The sequence below is a fragment of the Pseudomonas sp. CBS genome (assembly GCF_024734645.1).
Lineage (GTDB): Bacteria > Pseudomonadota > Gammaproteobacteria > Pseudomonadales > Pseudomonadaceae > Aquipseudomonas.
In genome coordinates this window covers 4,172,361-4,192,138 of the sequence record NZ_CP102929.1, presented here as the reverse complement: position 1 = coordinate 4,192,138, position 19,778 = coordinate 4,172,361, and the positions used below count along the sequence as shown (strand labels likewise).

The 19,778-nt window shown below is 61.3% G+C and carries 22 protein-coding genes; 6 read left to right on the top strand and 16 right to left on the bottom strand.

Features of this window, described 5'->3' with window-relative positions:
* Window positions 1-24 precede the first annotated feature (24 nt).
* Window positions 25-948, top strand: coding sequence for a type VI secretion system-associated lipoprotein TagQ (gene tagQ / locus NVB75_RS19325; RefSeq protein ID WP_258342837.1), 924 nt, complete (start codon window positions 25-27; stop codon window positions 946-948).
* A gap of 125 nt (window positions 949-1,073) precedes the next feature.
* On the top strand, window positions 1,074-1,454 hold the full coding sequence (locus NVB75_RS19320; protein WP_008439448.1) for a hypothetical protein: 381 nt from the start codon (window positions 1,074-1,076) through the stop codon (window positions 1,452-1,454).
* Between the two features lie 135 nt (window positions 1,455-1,589).
* Here the strand turns inward: NVB75_RS19320 and NVB75_RS19315 are convergent, their stop codons facing one another.
* The 9 genes from NVB75_RS19315 to exbB form a co-directional block, all read right to left on the bottom strand.
* Window positions 1,590-2,990 (bottom strand): aminoacyl-tRNA deacylase and HDOD domain-containing protein, encoded by a 1,401-nt coding sequence (locus tag NVB75_RS19315; RefSeq protein WP_258342836.1) that lies wholly within the window; start codon window positions 2,988-2,990, stop codon window positions 1,590-1,592.
* Window positions 2,991-3,203: 213 nt separating this feature from the next.
* Window positions 3,204-5,279 carry an ATP-dependent DNA helicase RecG gene (gene recG / locus NVB75_RS19310; protein ID WP_017476717.1) on the bottom strand — a complete coding sequence of 692 codons (2,076 nt, stop codon included), beginning with the start codon at window positions 5,277-5,279 and terminating at the stop codon, window positions 3,204-3,206.
* An 8-nt stretch (window positions 5,280-5,287) separates the two neighbouring features.
* Complete coding sequence (locus NVB75_RS19305) at window positions 5,288-6,208, bottom strand: hydrogen peroxide-inducible genes activator (protein ID WP_003213305.1); 921 nt, start codon at window positions 6,206-6,208, stop codon at window positions 5,288-5,290.
* Window positions 6,209-6,321: 113 nt separating this feature from the next.
* Window positions 6,322-6,852: an iron transporter gene (locus NVB75_RS19300; RefSeq protein ID WP_258342835.1), complete on the bottom strand. Its 531-nt coding sequence runs from the start codon at window positions 6,850-6,852 to the stop codon at window positions 6,322-6,324.
* Between the two features lie 19 nt (window positions 6,853-6,871).
* On the bottom strand, window positions 6,872-7,690 hold the full coding sequence (locus NVB75_RS19295) for an FTR1 family protein (protein ID WP_177119976.1): 819 nt from the start codon (window positions 7,688-7,690) through the stop codon (window positions 6,872-6,874).
* A gap of 3 nt (window positions 7,691-7,693) precedes the next feature.
* Entirely contained in the window at window positions 7,694-8,029 is a 336-nt protein-coding gene (locus NVB75_RS19290; RefSeq protein WP_076013159.1) for a cupredoxin domain-containing protein, read from the bottom strand.
* A 168-nt stretch (window positions 8,030-8,197) separates the two neighbouring features.
* Window positions 8,198-8,947: an energy transducer TonB gene (locus tag NVB75_RS19285; protein WP_258342834.1), complete on the bottom strand. Its 750-nt coding sequence runs from the start codon at window positions 8,945-8,947 to the stop codon at window positions 8,198-8,200.
* Window positions 8,944-9,369 (bottom strand): TonB system transport protein ExbD, encoded by a 426-nt coding sequence (gene exbD / locus NVB75_RS19280; protein ID WP_017476711.1) that lies wholly within the window; start codon window positions 9,367-9,369, stop codon window positions 8,944-8,946. The genes NVB75_RS19285 and exbD overlap by 4 nt, the downstream gene beginning before the upstream one ends.
* Window positions 9,370-9,375: 6 nt before the next feature.
* Window positions 9,376-10,362 carry a tonB-system energizer ExbB gene (exbB, locus tag NVB75_RS19275; protein ID WP_258342832.1) on the bottom strand — a complete coding sequence of 329 codons (987 nt, stop codon included), beginning with the start codon at window positions 10,360-10,362 and terminating at the stop codon, window positions 9,376-9,378.
* A gap of 188 nt (window positions 10,363-10,550) precedes the next feature.
* Here exbB and NVB75_RS19270 point away from each other — a divergent pair, with 188 nt between their 5' ends.
* Entirely contained in the window at window positions 10,551-11,402 is an 852-nt protein-coding gene (locus NVB75_RS19270; RefSeq protein WP_258342830.1) for an SDR family oxidoreductase, read from the top strand.
* Window positions 11,403-11,445: 43 nt separating this feature from the next.
* Here the strand turns inward: NVB75_RS19270 and NVB75_RS19265 are convergent, their stop codons facing one another.
* The 6 genes from NVB75_RS19265 to NVB75_RS19240 all read right to left on the bottom strand — a co-directional run bounded on the left by NVB75_RS19265 (window position 11,446) and on the right by NVB75_RS19240 (window position 16,750).
* Entirely contained in the window at window positions 11,446-12,189 is a 744-nt protein-coding gene (locus NVB75_RS19265; RefSeq protein WP_177080584.1) for a hypothetical protein, read from the bottom strand.
* A 63-nt stretch (window positions 12,190-12,252) separates the two neighbouring features.
* On the bottom strand, window positions 12,253-12,633 hold the full coding sequence (locus NVB75_RS19260; RefSeq protein WP_003213288.1) for a RidA family protein: 381 nt from the start codon (window positions 12,631-12,633) through the stop codon (window positions 12,253-12,255).
* A gap of 24 nt (window positions 12,634-12,657) precedes the next feature.
* On the bottom strand, window positions 12,658-14,763 hold the full coding sequence (gene spoT / locus NVB75_RS19255) for a bifunctional GTP diphosphokinase/guanosine-3',5'-bis pyrophosphate 3'-pyrophosphohydrolase (protein ID WP_258342825.1): 2,106 nt from the start codon (window positions 14,761-14,763) through the stop codon (window positions 12,658-12,660).
* Window positions 14,764-14,823: 60 nt separating this feature from the next.
* Complete coding sequence (rpoZ, locus tag NVB75_RS19250) at window positions 14,824-15,087, bottom strand: DNA-directed RNA polymerase subunit omega (RefSeq protein WP_003176920.1); 264 nt, start codon at window positions 15,085-15,087, stop codon at window positions 14,824-14,826.
* A gap of 167 nt (window positions 15,088-15,254) precedes the next feature.
* Window positions 15,255-15,875 (bottom strand): guanylate kinase, encoded by a 621-nt coding sequence (gene gmk, locus NVB75_RS19245; protein WP_003213284.1) that lies wholly within the window; start codon window positions 15,873-15,875, stop codon window positions 15,255-15,257.
* A gap of 11 nt (window positions 15,876-15,886) precedes the next feature.
* Entirely contained in the window at window positions 15,887-16,750 is an 864-nt protein-coding gene (locus NVB75_RS19240; protein WP_093203689.1) for a YicC/YloC family endoribonuclease, read from the bottom strand.
* Window positions 16,751-16,967: 217 nt separating this feature from the next.
* On the opposite strand from NVB75_RS19240, the gene rph reads away from it, so the two are divergent.
* Together rph and NVB75_RS19230 are read left to right on the top strand one after the other, a co-directional pair.
* On the top strand, window positions 16,968-17,690 hold the full coding sequence (gene rph / locus NVB75_RS19235; protein ID WP_003213280.1) for a ribonuclease PH: 723 nt from the start codon (window positions 16,968-16,970) through the stop codon (window positions 17,688-17,690).
* A 22-nt stretch (window positions 17,691-17,712) separates the two neighbouring features.
* On the top strand, window positions 17,713-18,081 hold the full coding sequence (locus NVB75_RS19230) for a DUF4870 domain-containing protein (protein WP_017476705.1): 369 nt from the start codon (window positions 17,713-17,715) through the stop codon (window positions 18,079-18,081).
* Between the two features lie 58 nt (window positions 18,082-18,139).
* Here NVB75_RS19230 and NVB75_RS19225 read toward each other — a convergent pair whose 3' ends face one another.
* Window positions 18,140-18,919, bottom strand: coding sequence for an exodeoxyribonuclease III (locus NVB75_RS19225; RefSeq protein WP_003176915.1), 780 nt, complete (start codon window positions 18,917-18,919; stop codon window positions 18,140-18,142).
* 82 nt (window positions 18,920-19,001) lie between these two features.
* On the opposite strand from NVB75_RS19225, the gene pyrE reads away from it, so the two are divergent.
* Window positions 19,002-19,646: an orotate phosphoribosyltransferase gene (gene pyrE / locus NVB75_RS19220; protein WP_003213276.1), complete on the top strand. Its 645-nt coding sequence runs from the start codon at window positions 19,002-19,004 to the stop codon at window positions 19,644-19,646.
* The last annotated feature ends 132 nt before the right edge of the window (window positions 19,647-19,778 follow it).

Genomic DNA, 19,778 nt, shown 5'->3' with positions numbered 1-19,778 from the left:
TCAAACTTAAAAGAGAACACAACGATGATTTTTTCCCGTAAGGCAGTTTCCAAGCGTCATCTGCTGTTGATCGCTGCTGGTTTCAGCACCGTGCTGACCGGTTGTGCAACGTCGCCGACCTCCAAGGTCTCCTCGACCACCAAGGTCGAGTACTACCCGAACTGCTACGAGCCGGTGCAGCACCTGCGCGCTACCGATTCGGACCTGACCAAGTCGGTCGTCACCGGCGCTGCAATCGGTGCGGCCGGTGGTGCCTTGCTGGGCGCCCTGACCGGCGACTCCGACAAGCGTGGCCGCAACGCCGCCATCGGTGCAGCGGGCGGCGCCCTGGCAGGTGGTGCAGCGGGTTACTACACCGAGCGCCAGAAGCAGATCACCGATGACAACCAGCGCATCGCGTCCTACGCCACCGACGTCAACAAGCGCGCTTCGGACATCGACCGCAGCACCGCGTACGCCAAGGCGTCCCAGCAGTGCTACCAGAGCGCATTCACCAAACTGGTAGCTGACCGCAAGGCCAAGACCGTTAACGACACCGAAGGCCGCAAGCGCCTGGCAGAAATCGTCTCGGGCCTGAAAGAGTCCAACGACCTGATCGTCGCGGTGAATGGCAAGGCCAGCGAAGACCTGAACAACTACACCCAGGCTTACGAGCAGGACCTGCAACAAGTGGGCGTACAACGTGCTGACGTCGTCACTGTTGCGACTGCCGATACCACGCAGGTGGTGACGCCAGCCAAAGGCAAGAAGCCGGTAAAAGTCGCGAAGAAGCCGGTACTGCCTACCGTGCCGAAAGAAGCCGTAGCCACCGAGAAAACCATCCAGACCGCCCAGACCAAGCAAGCTGAAAGCAAGCAGGTTGCCAGCGCCGGTAAAGCGCAGATCGAAGGCACTTGCCGTGATCCAAACCTGGCGGATTGGGCACCGGTTCCTTGCCCTAACGTTTAAGCCAAGTTGTTGCTATAAGCGTTAAACGCCAGCCGATCTCCTGCTAAAACGGGAGATCGGTAGCGTTATTTGCACAAATCGTTAAACTGCTGCGGCCACCCAATAATTACACTGAGGCCGTGTGCATGAAATTTCGTTTTCTTCTCTGGATGCTTGGCCTGTTGATGGGCAAAGCCAGCCGCACCAACCCTGCGTTCCAGCAGCAGTTGGGTGACAAGGACCTGGCGTTCCAGCTGCAGACCCTCGACGGCAAGGTTGCCCGTCACTTCATCGTCAAAGACCAGCGCATCACCAGCCGTTCGGGTGTTCATCCCGCGCCTGCGTTTGCCATTGCCTTCAAGGATGCCGCCTACGGCTTCGCCACGATGCAGGCGAAGAACAAGCAACTGGCGTTCATGACGGGGATTCAGGACAAGTCGATCCAGATCAAGGGCAACCCGGCGCTGGTGATCTGGTTCCAGGGGTTGACCAAGTATTTGAAGCCGAAGAAAAAGCCCAAAGGCTAGGGGTTTCTTCAGCAATACCGCGTCGCCTGCATTCGCGAGCAAGCCCGCTCCCACATTCGACCGAGTTCCAACTTTGGAATGGGATTGAATGTGGGAGCGGGCTTGCTCGCGAATACGGTGTAACAGGCGCCCGATTTATCCCTGGCTGAACTGCGACGCCAACTCGCGCAACAACGTTTCCGCATCCAGCACTTTGGCCACCACATCCTCTGCCTTGTCCCGGGTCAGCCCCAGGCGCTCAACCAGTTCGTCCGGGATATCTTCATGCGGCCCGGAGCCGATGCCACGGCTGCGCAACAAGCGCACGGCCAGGCACACCAGGTTCGGGTATTCCGCATATTGGCCGTCGTAGGTCGGGTCGTGCTGGAAGCGCAGGGCGGTGGACAGTTCGTCCGGCATGTCCCAATAACGCATCAACCACGCACCAATCTGCTCGCGGCTGATGCCCAGCAGGTGCTGCTCGATGTAGCTGTGGCACAGGTGCGGGTTGACCTCCAGGTGCCGGCAGATCAGCGAGAAATGCGGCGGGAAGACGTGGGCCAGCAACAGGTAGCCGAAGTTGTGCAGCAGGCCGGCCAGGTAGGTCAGGCCGGCTTCCGGGCGCTGGGCGCGGGGCATGGCGCGGGTCAGGCCTTCGATGACGGCGGCGGTGTAGATCGACTGGTGCCAGTACGGTGTGGCCTGCTGCGGGTGGTCCTTGGGCAGGCTCAACGTCTTGCCCAGGGCCAGGCCCAGTGCGAGGTTGATCACCAGGTCAAAGCCCAGCACGCGCACGATGGCATCTTCCACCGAACGGATCTTGCCCGGCGAGGCGTAGTAGGGCGATGCGGCCCAGCTCACCACTTGGGCGGCCAGGGCCGGGTCGGTTTCCACCACGCCGGTGATGTCGTCGATGGTGGCGTTGGGGTCGACCCGCAGCTTGATGATCTTCTGCGCCGTGTCGGCCAGCGGTGGAATCTCGATGGTCGCTTCCAGGCGCTGCTGGATACGGCGGGCGGTGAACGCCTGCATCGCCTGAGTGATTTCCTCGCGGTCGTCGTTGGGGCGATCCAGGTTCGGCCGGATGCTGCTCAGCGGCTCGCCGAAATGCGCGGCGCTGGCTTTGGTCAGCATGCTCTTGAAGGCGTCGCTGGAAATCTCCAGCAGCAGCCCGGCCTCGCCCGAGTGCACCAGTACGGTTGGCTCACGCAACAGGCTTTCTTCGTACAGGCACGGGGAGCTGGTGAGCGGTGGCAGGCCAGGCAGCAGGCTCAGGCTGTGTTTGCCGAGCATGCGCTCGAGGCGCTCCGGCGACACCGCCGTGAGGCGGCGGCCGGTGAGTTCGGCCAGGCGGTTGAGGTCCAGCAGCTGATTCTGCGGAAACAGCACCATGAGTGCACCCACGGCATCGTCGAGCAGCACGGCCTGAACCTTCTGTGCCGGGTTCAGGCCAGGGCGTTCGGCAACTTCCGTGTAGCTGATGGCGAGCTTTGCAAGCAGCGTCCGAATCACCGAGGGTGCGGTCGGTGGGGCTGTGGCGAGGGCAACTTCTGACATGGCCTGAATCCAATTTCCTACAGTCATTGGAGTATAACCAGCTTGATACAAGTGAGGGTCGTCTAAGTGCGGTTTGTGACACTGTCGGCTATTGCAGGCATGTGTAGGAGCGAGCTTGCTCGCGAAGGTCGTTAACGATGATGCGGGCATCCTGATTCAACGCGGCGCCCTCAGGTTTTTCGCGAGCAGGCTCGCTCCTACGGTGGGTCAGCGTCACACTTGGCCGTATTGCTGCCCATGCCTGAGCCAGCGATCCAGCAGCGGGCTGACATGCTCCGGCCAGCGCTCGATCAACGCCTGGGCGGCATCGCGCACGGCGGGCAACAGGTCGGCGTCGCGCATCAGGTCGGCCACCTTGAATTGCAGCAGGCCGGTCTGGCGGGTGCCGAGCATTTCGCCGGGGCCGCGCAGTTCGAGGTCTTTTTCGGCGATCACGAAACCATCATTGGTCTCACGCATGATGCCCAGGCGCTGACGGCCAATCTGCGACAGCGGCGGGTGGTACAGCAGCACACAATGGCTGGCAGCACTGCCCCGGCCGACGCGGCCACGTAATTGGTGCAGTTGGGCCAGACCGAGGCGCTCGGGGTTCTCGATGATCATCAGGCTGGCGTTGGGCACGTCGACGCCGACTTCGATCACGGTGGTTGCTACCAGCAACTGCAAATTGCCGGCCTTGAACTCGGCCATCACCGCGGCTTTTTCCACCGGCTTCATGCGACCGTGGATCAGCCCGACCTTGAGTTCGCCCAGGGCGCTGGTGAGGTCTTCATAGGTGGTTTCGGCAGCCTGGCAAGTCAGCTCTTCCGACTCTTCGATCAGCGTGCACACCCAATACGCCTGGCGCCCTTCGGCACAGGCACCGCGCACCCGTTCGATCACTTCGACCCGGCGGGTGTCAGTGACCAGTACCGTGTTGACCGGCGTTCGGCCCGGCGGCAGTTCGTCGAGGATTGACGTGTCGAGGTCCGCGTAAGCGCTCATGGCCAGGGTGCGAGGGATCGGCGTGGCGGTCATGATCAACTGGTGCGGGCTCATGCGGCCGCCCACGCCTTTCTGGCGCAGGGCCAGGCGCTGCTGCACGCCGAAGCGGTGTTGTTCGTCGATGATCACCAGCGCCAGGTTCTTGAACTTCACTTCGTCCTGGAACAGAGCGTGGGTGCCCACCACCATCGGGGCGCCAGCGGCGATCTGTTCCAGGGCGGCTACGCGGTTCTTGCCCTTGAGCTTGCCGGCCAGCCACGCGACTTCCAGGCCCAGTGGTTCGAGCCAGCGCTTGAAGGTGATGAAGTGCTGTTCGGCGAGAATCTCGGTAGGCGCCATCAGTGCAACCTGATAACCCGCTTCGAGTGCCTGCAAGGCGGCGAGGGCGGCGACCACGGTTTTACCCGCGCCCACGTCACCCTGGATCAGCCGCAGCATGGGTTCTTTCTGGCTCAGGTCGTAGGCGATTTCGTTGCCGACCCGTTGCTGGGCGCCCGTCGGTGCAAACCCCAGGTTGGCCAGGTATTGCGCGGGCAGGCGCGTAGCCTTGGGCATTGCCGGTGCGCGCAGGGAGCGCATGCTTTCGCGCAGGCGTTGCTGGGACAGTTGGTGGGTCAGCAGTTCTTCGAACGCCAGGCGATGCTGGGCCCAGTGATGACCGAGGGCCAGCTCGTCGACATCGGCGTCGGCAGGTGGGTGATGCAGGTAGCGGATCGCATCATCCAGCGGTGCGAGTTGGTAGTCGCGCGCCAGTTCCTGAGGCAGCCAGTCGGGCAGGCTTTTTGGCCCGAGCATCGTCAGGGTTTGCATGCACAACTGGCGCAGGCGCTGTTGGGTCAGGCCTTCGGTGAGCGGGTAGATCGGTGTGAGGGTGGTGTCCACTGGCGGCGGTTCGTCGCCGGTAATGGCGCGGTATTCCGGGTGGTAGATTTCCAGCCCCGACGCGCCGGGCCGAGCTTCGCCGTAGCAACGCACGCGGGTGCCACGCTTGAGGCCTTCCTTCTGGGCGTTGCTGAAATGGTAGAAGCGCAGGCTCAGGCCACCGGTGCCGTCTTGCAGGCGCACCACCAAGCTGCGGCGCTTGCCCATCACCACATCGGCGCCGCTGACGGTGCCTTCAACCACCGCGTCCTGCCCAGGGCGCAACTGGCCGATGGGCACCACGCGGGTGCGGTCCTGGTAACGCAGGGGCAGGTGGAACAGCACGTCCTGGAGATTTTCCAGGCCGACCTTGGCCAATTTCTCGGCCATGGCCTCCCCGACACCCTTGAGTGCCGTCACCGACACCTGCGACAGCTCAGTCATACCGTTACTTAGCTCGCAGCAGGCGGCTTGGCCACCGAACACAGGCGGATCGAGTCGGCGAGGATTTCAATCGCTTTCGGCCGCGGGAAGCTGGCGCGCCAGGCAATGGCCACGGTCCGGAACGGTACCGGCGGCGTCAGTGGGCGCACGGCAATCACGCCGGGGGCGTAGTGATGGCTGTCGACCGCCGACAGCGGCAGGATCGAAATGCCCAGGCCAGAGGCGACCATGTGGCGAATGGTTTCCAGGGAGCTGGATTCCACGGTGGTGTGCTTGGCGCCGTCATTGCCCTTGGTCAGGGTCGGGCAGGCTTCCAGCACCTGGTCGCGGAAGCAGTGGCCTTCGCCCAGCAACAGCAGGCTCTTGTCGTTGAGCAGGCCCGCGTCGATGGTGTCTTTCTGCGTCCAGGGGTGGGACGCCGGCATCAGCACGTAGAACGGCTCATCGTAGAGCGGCAGGGTCAGCACGTCTGCCTCGTTGAACGGCAGGGCGATGATGATCGCGTCCAGCTCGCCGTTGCGCAGTTTGTCGCGCAGCACGTGGGTGAAGTTTTCTTCGATATACAGCGGCATCTGCGGCGCGACGCGGTGCAGTTGCGGAATCAAGTGCGGGAACAGGTATGGGCCGACGGTATAGATGGCGCCGACTTTCAGCGGGGCGGTCAGCTGGTTTTTACCGGCCTGGGCCAGCTCGCGAATGCTTTGGGCCTGTTCCAGAACCTTCTGGGCCTGGGCAACGATGCCTTCGCCGACGGGCGTGAGGCGCACGGCGCTTTTGCTGCGCTCGAAAATCAGCACACCGAGTTCGTCTTCAAGCTTCTTCACACCCACCGACAGCGTCGGCTGGCTGACGTGGCAACGCTCGGCCGCGTGGCCGAAGTGCTGCTCTTGGGCGAGGGTAACGATGTAGCGTAATTCTGTAAGAGTCATAGCGGGCGTCCATGAGGTTGCGGGCCAAGCATACCGGCTGCAATCGATAGACGCACGTTATCAGACAGCATGGGGTTTACGACACCTGGTAATCAGGTGTCGCGTTCATGCTTTCAGCTTTGCGGGTATTTGAAGGTGAAGGTCTTGGTGAAGGGGCCCCACCATTCCGGTACGCCGGTTTCCTTGTCCACGTGGTGGAAGAAGCCTTTGATTTGCGGGCTTTCGTAGCGCAACACCACGGTATAGGTGCCGGGGCCGTCCATTTTCACGTTGTTGGCGTAGTGAGCGCCGTCTTTGGCCACCATCGGCAATAAGGTGCCGATTTCCTTGTAGTCGGGCGAGCCTTGCTTGACCAGCGAGTAGGTGATGGTCAGGTAGGGCACCCACTCACCGTTGGACAGGCCGTACTTGTTGTCGGCGGTGGCGTGCACGTCCGTTTCAAGGTGCACCGAGTCCTTGCTCATCACCATGCCCGGTGGCATCGGGGCCATTTCGATGCCCACCAGATAGGAGGAGGCGATTTCCATGTCGTTGACCTGGACGGGCCCGCCAATCGGGTATTCGCGGGCCTGGGCCAGGGAGGAAGCGGCCACGGCGCTGACAAGTAGCAGTGCGGCGGCCAAGGGATTGCGCAAAGGTTTCATGGTGGGGCTCCTGGGGCGGTTAACGTGATTGTGTCGGGCGTGAATGCAGTAAGCGGTTACCCAGCACCAGGAGCGCGAGGGTGACGGACCAGGCAACCAACTGGACGCCCAGCGGCCGGTCGGTGTAGCCCACCAACGCAGTCAGCGCGCGGCCGGTGAGGCTGCCATCGGAGACCAGCCAGGAAGTGTCCCAGAGCTGGTAGCCCCAGGCGGGAATCAGGTCGATACCGGCGAGGATCGCGGCGGCCCGGCCAGCCATGCCGGCGGCAAGCAAGGCGATCATCCAGCCGGTAATCGAGAACAGGCGCTTGAGGCTGATGGCGACCAGGCCGCGATACATCAGCCAGGACAACGCGGCCCCGGCAGCGATGCCGAGCACGCCGCCGGTCAGCATCGAGAGCGGGTCTGCCTGGCTCGACGCGGCGATGCCGTAAAGGAACAGCACGATTTCCGAGCCTTCGCGCAGCACGGCCACGGTGATCACTACGGCCAGGGCCCAGAGTGATTTTTCGCCAGTGAGTACGGCATTGCCGGCGCTGCGCAGTTGGGTTGCCAGCTCGCGACCGTGGCTGGCCATCCACAGGTTGTGCCAGCCCAGCATCACCACGGCAACCACCAGGATGGCCGCGTTGAAGATTTCCTGGCCGAAGCCTTGCAGTGCCTGGGTGATTGCGCCGGTAAAGAGCGCGAGGATGCCGGCACCGAGCACGCCGGCCGCGATTCCACCACCAATGAACAGCCCGCGTCTGGCCAGGCCTTGGGTGGCGGCCATGACAATTCCCACCACGATCCCGGCTTCCAGCACTTCTCGAAACACGATCAACAGACAGGCCAGCATGGCTTACTCCTTGGCCGCGACAGCAGTGACCGTGCCTTTGGCCTGGTCGGGGTGATAGTCATCGAAGAAGGTGTAGGTGCCGGGATGCAGCGGGCCGGCAAACACCGTAACGGTGTTGCCGGGGACGATGATTTTTTCGAATTTCATGTCATAGCTTTCGAACTCATCGACGCTTTCGTCGTGGCTGGTGAGCTGAATGCGGAAACGCTCACCGGCAGGCACCTCGAACGTCGAGGGGCTGAAGGTGTGGTTTTGAATGACCAGGGTGACCAGCTGATCCGCCTGCGCTGCGACGGGAAAAGCCAGTAGGAGAAGAGCCAGTCGGGCAAGGTTGGGCATGCCGAATGTCCGCTAATGAGAACGATTCGCGGATGATTGGCTTTGTCTTTAAATGTTACAAGTGAAGATAAAGTTAGGTTGAGGCCTGTTCAACTGGGGTTCAGCTTGCGGCGATAGGCAGGGGAGACGAAGCAGCCGTGGGCACTCGAGAGTGCCCACGGGAGAGGATTACCGGCGACGTTTTTCGATGTTGTAAACAAACGGCGCAACGATCTCGATGCTGCCGCCTTTCAACATGTCGGCCGGCGGCTTGGGCAGCGGCTGGGCACGGCGGATCATGTCGAGGGTGGCGCGGTCCAGATCGGCGTTGCCGGAGCGGCCCACCAGTTCATAGGACAGCACGTTGCCATCGGCATCTACCACGAAACGCAGGCGGTTCAGGCCTTCCTTGCCACGCGCCTGGGCGCCTGGCGGGTACTTCTTGTACTTCTGCAGGTGGCCCAGCAGGGTACTTTCCCAGGTGGCCTTGGCCGCGATCTGCTGCGGTGAAGGGCCGGGTTGTGGCTGAGCGGACTTCTCCGTAGGCGCGTTGTTCTGCGGAGTTTCGCTCGGCGGCTCTTCGGAAGGTTTTTCCTTGGGCGGATCGGGCTTCTTCTCCACAGGTTTTGGCGGCTGTGGTTTTGGCTTGGGCTTGACCGGCTTTGGCACCTGGATCGTCGGCTTTGGTGCCTCGGCCAGTTTCGGCAATGGCAGCTCTTCCACCGGCGCGGGTGGTTGCGGCGGCGTTACCACCTTCGGCGGTGCCGGAGGTGGTGGCGCCGGCATCGGTGCCAGGTCGATGACCATGGCCGCCGGAGGCAGCTCGACCCTATGTGGCGCCGACCACTGGAGCGCGATGATGATCGCGACGGCGTGGACGCCCAGCACGACGGCGAGGCTGGTGCCATAACGCGTCAGTTTGTGGCGCGTCGTGATCATTTCTTGGCTGCCGTCTCAAGTCCGACCAGGCCTACCTTGAGGTAGCCGGCTGCCCGCAGGGCATCCATCACGCTCATCAGGTCGCCGTAGTCCACGCCCTTGTCGGCCTGGAAGAAGATCGTCGTGTCTTTCTTGCCTTGGGTCTTGGCGTCGAGCACCGCGCCCAGGGTTTCGGATTTGACTTCTTCTTCGCCCAGGAACAGACGCTGGTCCGCCTTGACGCTGAGGAATATCGGCTTCTCCGGCCGCGGCGCAGGTTTCGCGCTGGAGGCGGGCAGGTCGACCTTGATGTCCACAGTAGCCAGTGGTGCGGCCACCATAAAGATGATCAGCAGCACCAGCATCACGTCGATAAACGGCGTGACGTTGATTTCGTGGTTCTCGACGAGCTCGTCGTCGCCTTGATTCAAATGCAGGCCCATGGCCGATTACCCCACTTTCACCATATGCGGTTGCGAGCTGCGCTCGGTAGGCAGGTGATCGAGGTCACGGCTGACCAGCAACAGGACTTCTGCCGAAGCGTCCGACACCTGGGCCTTGTAGCCGGCGATCGAACGGGCGAAGACGTTGTAGATGACGACCGCAGGAATCGCGGCAACCAGGCCCAGTGCCGTTGCCAGCAGGGCTTCGGCGATGCCGGGAGCCACGACGGCGAGGTTGGTGGTCTGGGTTTTGGCGATGCCGATGAAGCTGTTCATGATGCCCCACACGGTACCGAACAGGCCGACGAAGGGCGCGGTGGAACCGATGGTGGCCAGCACGCCGGTGCCGTTGCTCATGTTGCGACCGCAGGCGGCAACCAGGCGCTCAAGACGGAAGCTGACGCGTTCCTTGATGCCTTCTTTTTCACGGGTGTTGGCGGACAGGCGCATCTCTTCGAGTGCGTCGTGTACCAGCAGGTGTGCCAGGGTGCCTTTCTTCGCCGCGCTTTCGCTGGCTTCTTTAAGGGTGGTGGCTTTTTTCAGGTGGACGATTTCAGTGCGCAGGCGACGCTTGGCGCCCAGCAGCTCGAAGCCTTTGGCGATCCAGATGGTCCAAGTGATGATCGAGGCGATGGCCAGGCCGATCATCACGATCTTCACGATGATGTCAGCGTTCTGGTACATGCCCCAGGGCGACAGGTCGTGGGCCATGCCCAGGCTGTTGTCTTCTTCCAGCACAACGCCGGAATCGTCAGCCGGTACGCCTTCGGCGGCGAGGGCCGGGTCGGTGGCAGCGGGTGCGGCGGCTGGTGCAGGAGCGTTTTGCTCGGAGGCTGGCGCAGTGGCAGCCGGCGGGGTGGCCGGTGCGGTGTTGTCGGCGAACGCGGCGGTCGGTGCCAGCAGAACGCTGAACAGCACTGCAGCTATCGCACGCCAGGCGCGGGATGGGCTGTGAGGCTTGGTTGGCGAAGCGGGGAATTTATTGCGTGTCATGCTGGCCGGACCTGAGAGAAAAAATGAGTGAGCGTCCTTCCAGACCGTAACGGGTCGAGGACAAATGGGCGGTTATTATTGCAAGTAATTCTTGTTAACAGAAGTAATACAGTTACTTTATTTGTCGTTTTGCTGGCCGCTGGTCATCTGTGGGGGCTAATCTTGACCTTTAAGAATGGAGTTTTGTGATGTCTGCGCCTTCTGTGGTGATTGCCGGTTGCGGCGATGTCGGTAGCCGTCTGGCCACCCAATTGCTGGCCAAGGGCTGGGAGGTTCACGGCCTGCGGCGGGATGTCTCGCGCCTTCCCGAGGGCGTGATCGGGATTGCTGGCGATCTGTTCAAAGAAGACTGCCCCGACACCTGGCCGGTGGGCGGAGTGGATTATCTGGTGTATTGCGCGGCGGCCACCGATCACGACGAAGCAGGCTATCGCGCCGCGTACGTGCAAGGGTTGCAGCATGTGCTGGAATGGTTGAACGACTACGGCCAGGAGCCTAAGCACTTGCTGTTTGTGTCCAGCAGCAGTGTGTATGGGCAGCAGAACGGTGAGTGGGTCGACGAAAGCTCCGAGACCAAGGCTGGCGGTTATTCCGGACAAGTGATGCTGGAAGCCGAGCAAGTGGCATTGAATAGTGGGATTCCCGCCAGTGTCGTGCGCCTTACCGGGATTTATGGTCCAGGTCGGGAGTGGTTGTTGAGCCAAGTGCGCCAGGGTTATCGCGTGGCGATTGATCCGCCTTTATATGGCAACCGGATTCACGCGGATGACGCAGCGGGTTTGCTGGCGTTTTTGCTGCGGCACGTGGAGCAGGGCGGTGTGTTGGATAAGTGCTACATCGGCGTCGACGATGCTCCGGCCCCGCTGGCCGAGGTGGTTGCCTGGTTGCGCGAGTACCTTGGCGTGACCGAATGGGCCGAGAACGCCAGCGTACGGCGGGCCGGTAGCAAGCAATGCAGCAACGCCCGGGCCAAGGCGCTGGGCTGGGCGCCGCGATACCCAAGTTATCGCGAAGGGTACGCAGCGATTCTTGAAGGTTGATCGCGACCTAAAGAAAAAGGAGCCTAAGGGCTCCTTTTTTGCGTCACTGTTTTTCCAGCAACCACTGTCGTGGCCCGGGGGTAAACGAGGGTACCTCGTCGGCCTGAGCGGTGTTGATCGCCTGGAAGATCTCCAGTTGCTTGCCCTTGCGCGCAAAGATCCACGGGTTACCCTGGCCGTTCAGTTGCAGCCAGATGCTGTCGTAGCCGCCGCTCATGGAGGCGCAATCGCCCGCCAGGCACAGCGAGTACTGATCAGCGCCGGGCAAGCCGGTTACCTGGCCATTGGCCTGGAACTGCACCGTCGCGCCTTCGCCGTTGCCGCTGCTGATTTTCCAGGTGCCGCCCATATAGGCGGCGTACAGGGTGCGTTCGAAGTTGGCGCCAAGTGGCGCGCCTTCGGGGGCAGGGTCCTTGGCGCGGGCAAATAGCTGCTCGGGCTCGTTATCATTGGCCCCTTGCAACAGTAGTTTGCCTTTACGCTTGAGTTCAGTGGCGGAGCTGCCGTAGAAGTCGACGCTCCAGGCGCCGGATTTTTCACCCAGCAACTTGCCTTCAGCTACTTCAAAACCGTTGTAGTAGCGGGCCTGGGATGCTTTGGTGTTCACCTCCCATTCGAGGTTCGGACCATAGCTCTGCAGGGCTTCACGCAAAGGGCCGCCCTTGGCTGCCGCGTCGATGGCGGCCTGGTTGATCCAGGTGCCGCTCACATCCAGGTCGGCGGGATTGCTGGCGCAGCCGCCGAGCAACAGGGCGAGCAACGAAGAGGCAACGAGCGCTTTGCGCATTACGAAATCCTTCCAAAAACCAATTCGGCGCAGCCTTCCCTTGGAAGCGCTGCGCCGGATGTTTTACTCGATGACCAGAATGGCGTCCATCTCAACCTGCGCGCCCTTTGGCAGGGCGGCAACGCCGATGGCGGCGCGGGCTGGGTACGGCTGTTCGAAGTACTTGCCCATGATCTCGTTGACCTTGGCGAAGTGGCTCAGGTCGGTGAGGAAGATGTTCAGTTTGACGATGTCCTTGAACGAACCGCCTGCAGCTTCGGCAACCGACTTCAGGTTTTCGAAGACCTGGATGGTTTGGGCTTCAAAGCCTTCAACCAGCTCCATGGTTTTTGGGTCCAGTGGAATCTGGCCGGACATGTAGACGGTATTGCCCGCCTTGATCGCCTGGGAGTAAGTACCGATTGCTGCTGGTGCCTTGTCGCTGGTGATAACAGTCTTGGTCATGAATGACTCCTTGTAATGGATGGGCTAGGCGCGCATGCGGGTGATGCGGATGACCCCGGTCAGGGCGCGCAGTTTCTTGATCACGCGGGCCAGGTGCACACGGTCGTGCACGCTGACCACCAGTTGGACCACGCTGATGCGACCATCGCGTTCGTCCATGCTGATTTTCTCGATATTGCCGTCGGCCGCATTGACGCTGCTGGCCAGCAGGGCGATCAGGCCGCGCTGGTGTTCCAGCTCGACCCGCAGCTCGACGTTGAATTCGCCAGTGACATCCTTGGCCCACGAAAGCTGGATGCATTTCTCGGGGTTGTGGCGGATTTCACTGATGTTGCGGCAGTTATCCAGGTGCACCACCATGCCTTTGCCGGCGGACAAGTGGCCGACAATCGGGTCACCCGGGATCGGCGTGCAGCACTTGGCGTAGCTGAGCACCAAGCCTTCGGTACCGCGAATCGCCAGCGGGCCTTCGGGGCTTGGCAACTGTTCGCCTTCGCCCAGCAGGCGGCGGGCGACCACATATGCCATGCGGTTGCCCAGGCCGATGTCTTCCAGCAAGTCTTCGATCAGTTCCTGACGGTACTCGTGGAGCATCGCCTGCACGCGCTCGGCCGGGATCTTGTCCAGGGAGCTGTCGAAGCCGTTGAGCACCTTGTTCAGCAGGCGTTCGCCCAGGCTGATGGACTCGGAGCGGCGCTGCAGTTTCAGGGCGTGACGGATATGGGTGCGGGCCTTGCCGGTAACCACAAAGTTCAGCCAGGCCGGGTTCGGGCGTGCGCCCGGTGCGCTGACGATCTCCACCGTGGAGCCGCTTTGCAGCGGTTCCGACAGCGGGGCCAGTCGACGATTGATCCGACAGGCTATGCAGCTGTTACCCACGTCGGTGTGCACCGCGTAGGCAAAGTCGACCGCCGTGGAGCCTTTGGGCAGCTCCATGATCCGGCCTTTGGGCGTGAACACGTAGACCTCGTCCGGGAACAGGTCGATCTTCACGCTTTCGATAAATTCCAGGGAGTTGCCGGCACGTTGCTGCATTTCCAGCACGCCCTTGACCCACTGGCGGGCGCGGGCATGCGTACCTTTCGGCTGCTCGTCGCCGGTGGATTTGTACAGCCAATGGGCGGCGATGCCGTTGTTGGCCATCTCTTCCATTTCGCGGGTGCGGATCTGGATCTCGATGGGCACCCCGTGCATACCGAACAGCGTGGTATGCAGCGACTGATAGCCGTTGGCCTTGGGAATCGCGATGTAGTCCTTGAAGCGCCCCGGCAGGGGTTTGTACAAATTATGTACAGCGCCCAGCACGCGGTAGCAGGTATCGACCTTGTCGACGATGATCCGGAACGCGTACACGTCCATGATCTCGTTGAAGGCCCGACGCTTGCCGCGCATCTTCTTGTAGATGCCGTAGATGTGTTTCTGCCGGCCGCTGACCTCGCCCTCGATCTCATCGATCGCCAGGCAATGGCTCAGGGACTCTTCGATCTTGTTGACGATTTCCTTGCGATTGCCCCGGGCGCGTTTGACCGCCTGATAAATGCGCGCGGAACGCATCGGGTGCATGGCTTTGAAGCCGAGGTCTTCGAATTCGATACGAATGGCGTGCATGCCCAGCCGATTGGCGATGGGCGCGTAGATTTCCAGGGTTTCCTTGGCGATGCGCCGGCGTTTTTCACCGGACAGCACCTCCAGCGTGCGCATGTTGTGCAGCCGGTCGGCCAGCTTGACCAGGATCACCCGGATGTCCCGGGCCATGGCCATGGCCATCTTCTGGAAGTTTTCCGCCTGGGCTTCGGCCTTGGTTTCGAAGTTCATCTGGGTCAGTTTGCTGACCCCGTCGACCAGTTCGGCCACGGTTTCGCCAAATTGCGCATTGAGCGCTTCCTTGGCAATACCGGTGTCTTCGATCACGTCATGCAGCATCGCGGCCATCAAGCTCTGATGGTCCATGTGCATGTCGGCAAGAATATTTGCCACGGCAAGAGGATGCGTGACATACGCCTCGCCACTGCGGCGGCGTTGGCCGTCGTGGGCTTGTTCGGCGTAGAAATACGCTCGGCGGACCAGGTTGACCTGGTCTGGGCCGAGGTAGGTCGATAAGCGATCGGCGAGGGCGTCTATGCTCGGCAAAGTATTAACTCCTGCCGTTGGCTGTGACCCCGCGCCGTGCTACGTCGACCAGGCATAGGCTTAGACGGCCTCGTTGGACTCGTCCTCGAACGCTGCAAACAGCGGTTCGTCTTCAACGATTTCGGCGTTGGCGATGAACTCGTAGCTCATCAGGCCTTCAGCGATTTCACGCAGGGCTACAACGGTAGGCTTGTCGTTTTCCCACTGGACCAGAGGCTCTTTGCCGCCAGTAGCCAGTTGACGGGCACGCTTGGTAGAGAGCATGACCAGCTCAAAGCGGTTATCCACGTGTTCTAGGCAGTCTTCAACGGTTACGCGGGCCATGGTATTCCTCGGAGCGAATGCAATATGCGCGCTGCCCGGTTGGGCGAGCGGACTGAACAGTTTAAAAAATCACCAGCGTTTAGGGAAGCGCTGATTTTTCGCAGGCCATCGCAAACGCGCTACAAGTGCCAATGTAAAGCCCTTGCAGCGGTTTTGGGAAGAGCCAATCAGCCGAGCAGTTCGGCCAACAATTTGCCGAAACGCTGCTGCTGACGCTTTTGCTGGAGCTGATTGGCGCGGAAAATCGCCTTCAGATCGTCCAGTGCGTGGGCGAAATCGTCGTTGATGATCAAGTAGTCGTAGTCGACGTAGTGGCTCATTTCACTGACGGCTTCGCGCATGCGGCCTTCGATGATCTCGTCGCTGTCCTGGCCGCGGTTGGTCAGGCGCTGGTGCAACGCTTCCAGCGACGGTGGCAGGATGAAGATCGAGCGGGCTTTGGGCATCAGCTGGCGCACTTGCTCGGCGCCCTGCCAGTCGATTTCCAGGATCAGGTCGTGGCCTTCGTCCAGGGTCTGCTGCAGGTGGCTTTGGGAGGTGCCGTAGAGGTTGCCGAAGACTTCGGCGCGCTCGAGGAAATCACCGTGCTCGATCATCTTGACGAACTCGGTGCGCTCGACGAAGTGGTAGTGCACGCCGTTCACTTCACCCGGGCGCATGGCGCGGGTGGTGTGGGACACCGAGATGCGGATCTGCTCGTCAGCGTCGGTCAGGGCTTTGACCAGGCTGCTTTTGCCCGCGCCCGATGGGGCAGAAATGATGTAAAGGGTGCCGGTGCTGTGGGTCATGTCAGGGTGCCTTACTCGATATTCTGTACTTGTTCGCGCATTTGCTCGATCAACACTTTGAGGTTGACCGCAGCCTGGGTGCTGCGCGGATCAAAGGCTTTGGAGCCCAGTGTATTGGCTTCGCGGTTGAGTTCCTGCATCAGGAAGTCCAGGCGCCGACCGGCGGCACCGGCGGACTTGAGCACGCGGCGCACTTCCAGGATGTGGGTGCTCAGGCGGTCGAGCTCTTCGGCAACGTCGCTCTTTTGTGCCAGCAGGACCATCTCCTGCTCCAGGCGCACCGGGTCCAGCTCGGCCTGCATGTCGGCGAAGCGATCCAGGACCTTCTGGCGCTGGGTGGCAAGCATCTGCGGCACCAGTTCGCGCAGGGTCACCACGTCCTCTTCGATGGAGGTCAGGCGGTCGCTGATCAGGCGGGCCAGCTCGGCGCCTTCGCGTTCGCGACCGGCCTTGAGTTCTTTCAAGCCTTGGTTGAACAGGGCCAGGGCCTCGGCGTTCAGCGCCTGCGGGTCAGTGGCGTCGGCCACCAGCACGCCGGGCCAGGCCAGAACTTCCAAAGGATTGATGGCGGCAGGCTGTTTGATCAGGCTGGCGATGGTTTCGGCGGCGGCGACCAATTGCGCGGCGCGCTCGCGATCCACCTGCAACGGCTTGCCGGTGGTTTCCTCGGTGAAGCGCAGGGTGCATTCCAGCTTGCCGCGGGAGATCCCCTGGCGTAGCGCTTCACGGACCGCGCCTTCGAGGTCGCGAAACGATTCCGGCAGGCGCAGGTGCGGCTCCAGGTAGCGGCTGTTGACCGAGCGCAATTCCCAGCTCAGGGTGCCTTGGACGCCGGCTTTTTCGACGCGGGCGAAGGCGGTCATGCTGTGCACCATGGAGGTACCTCGCGATGCAGTCCCGCAAACAGGCGGGCTGATGGGTAGATTGAAGCCGACAGGCTGCGAAGGCGCAGGATTGTAGCTCAACGGGACGGGTGGCCCCAAACAGTGGCTTCGGTGACCGGGTTTGTAACAGGATTTTTTAGAAGTGCCGATCAGGGCTGGCGGCTCTATAATGCTCGGCAGTTTTTCGTCCTCCGTACAGGTATCCCCTATGAAACGTCCAAGTGGTCGCGCTGCCGATCAGCTCCGCTCGATCCGCATCACCCGCAACTACACCAAACACGCCGAGGGATCTGTACTGGTCGAGTTTGGCGATACCAAGGTTATCTGCACCGTCAGCGTCGAAAACGGCGTGCCGCGTTTCCTCAAGGGCCAGGGCCAGGGTTGGTTGACTGCCGAATACGGCATGCTGCCGCGCGCCACCGGCGAGCGTAACCAGCGTGAAGCCAGCCGTGGCAAGCAAGGTGGGCGCACCCTGGAAATCCAGCGCCTGATCGGTCGTTCCCTGCGTGCTGCCCTGGACATGTCCAAGCTGGGCGACGTGACCCTGTATGTCGACTGCGACGTGATCCAGGCCGACGGTGGCACCCGTACTGCATCCATCACCGGCGCCATGGTTGCCCTAGTCGATGCGCTCAAAGTCATCAAGAAGCGTGGCGGCCTGAAAGGCGGCGATCCGCTCAAGCAGATGATCGCGGCTGTATCGGTAGGCATGTATCAGGGCGAGCCAGTGCTGGATCTGGACTATCTTGAAGATTCGGCTGCCGAGACCGACCTGAACGTGGTGATGACCAGCACCGGTGGTTTCATCGAAGTGCAGGGCACCGCCGAAGGCGCGCCATTCCAGCCGGCGGACCTGAATGCCATGCTGGCATTGGCCCAGAAAGGCATGACCGAGATCTTCGAACTGCAGAACGCCGCCCTGGCCGACTGATTCAACCCCAAGGAGCTACGCCATGAGTGACAGTCAACTTCCGCTGCCGACACCGTCCAAGGAAGTTCGCCAGTGGGCGATGCTCTGTCACTTCGCGGCGTTTTTCGGCTTGATGTTCCCGTTCGGCAGCCTGCTGGGGCCTTTGATTCTCTGGCAGGTGAAGAAGGACACGGACCCGTTCATTGATGACCAGGGCAAGGAAGCGCTGAATTTCCAGATCACCGTGGGCATTGCCTGGGCGGTCTGCTTCCTGCTGGGCTTTATCGTGATCGGCTTCGTGTTGATGACCGTCCTGGTGATTGGTGCGGTGGTGATGACGATCATTGGGGGCATCAAGGCCAACAAGGGTGTGGCTTATCGTTATCCGTGGACGTTGCGGTTGATCAAATAACCACCGCCCACAAAAAAACCGACAGCGATGTCGGTTTTTTTGTGCCTGGAAAAAGACCTTAGATGGTCAAGGTCCAGTCGTAGTCCACGATCAGCGGCGCGTGCTGCGAGAAGCGCGGCTGGCGTGGCAGGCGTGCACTGCGCACGAAGCGACGCAAGCCTGGCGTCAGCAGCTGGTAGTCAAAACGCCAGCCGAGGTTGAGCATCTCGGCCTGTTCGTTATCCGGCCACCAGCTGTACTGGTCGCCTTCGCGGCTGACTTCCCGCAGGGCATCGACATAGCCCATATTGCCGACAATCTCGTCCATCCAGGCCCGTTCCGGCGCGAGAAAGCCCGGTGATTGCTGGCTGTCGCGCCAGTTCTTGATATCCAGCTTCTGTTGCGCCACATACAGCGAGCCACAGTAAATGTACTCGCGACGTTTGCGCCGCTGTTTATCCAGATAACGGGCGAAGTCGTCCATTAGCTTGAACTTCTGGTTCAAGTCTTCATCGCCATTCTGCCCTGATGGAAGCAGCAAGGTCGCGATGCTGACCTTGTCGAAATCGGCTTGCAGGTAGCGCCCGTAGCGGTCGGCTGTCTCGAAGCCGAGGCCGCTGATGACCGCCTTGGGTTGCAACCGCGAATACAAAGCCACGCCGCCTTGGGCGGGAACTTCGGCATCACAGGCATAAAGGAAGTAGCCATCCAGTTGGAAGGCTGGGTCGTCCAGTTCAAAGGCGGAGGCGCGGGTGTCCTGCAGGCAGATGACGTCGGCATTCTGGGCTTGCAGCCAACTGAGCAAACCACGCTCGACTGCAGCCTGAATACCATTGACGTTCACACTGATGATCCGCATAAATGGCCCCAAAAATCGCGTGCGTGTATGATACACGCCGTCTACCTAATTAGCTAAATCCGTGGTATCTGAGGCTTTTTTCATGCAGGCGTATCAACGCGATTTCATTCGTTTTGCCATCGATCGCGGCGTATTGCGCTTCGGTGAGTTCACCCTGAAGTCCGGGCGCACCAGCCCTTACTTCTTCAATGCCGGCCTTTTCAACTCGGGTTCCGCCCTGGCGCAGTTGGGTCGTTTCTATGCGGCCGCCATCGTTGAAAGCGGTATTTCCTTCGACGTGCTGTTCGGCCCTGCCTACAAAGGCATCCCCCTGGCGGCCGCGACCGCCGTGGCGTTGGCTGAACATCACGAGCTGGATCTGCCTTGGTGCTTCAACCGCAAGGAAGCCAAGGCCCACGGCGAAGGCGGTAGCCTGGTCGGTGCGCCGCTCAAGGGCGACGTGCTGATCATCGACGACGTGATCACTGCGGGTACGGCGATTCGCGAAGTGATGCAGATCATCGCTTCCCAGGACGGCGCCAAGGCGGCCGGCGTGTTGATCGCGCTGAACCGCCAGGAGCGCGGCAACGGTGAATTGTCGGCGATCCAGGAAGTTGAACGTGATTTCGCGATTCCGGTGGTGAGCATTGTTTCGTTGAACCAAGTGCTGCAGTTCCTGGAAGACGACCCGCAGCTCAAGCAGCATTTGCCGGCGGTCAAGGCCTATCGCGAGCAGTTCGGCGTTTAGAAGATCCATGTGGGAGCGGGCTTGCTCGCGAATACGGCTTGTCAGTTGATATATGTGTCGACTGACCCGCCGCTTTCGCGAGCAAGCCCGCTCCCACATTTTTAGACCGAGTACATAGAAAAGGCCCCGTTC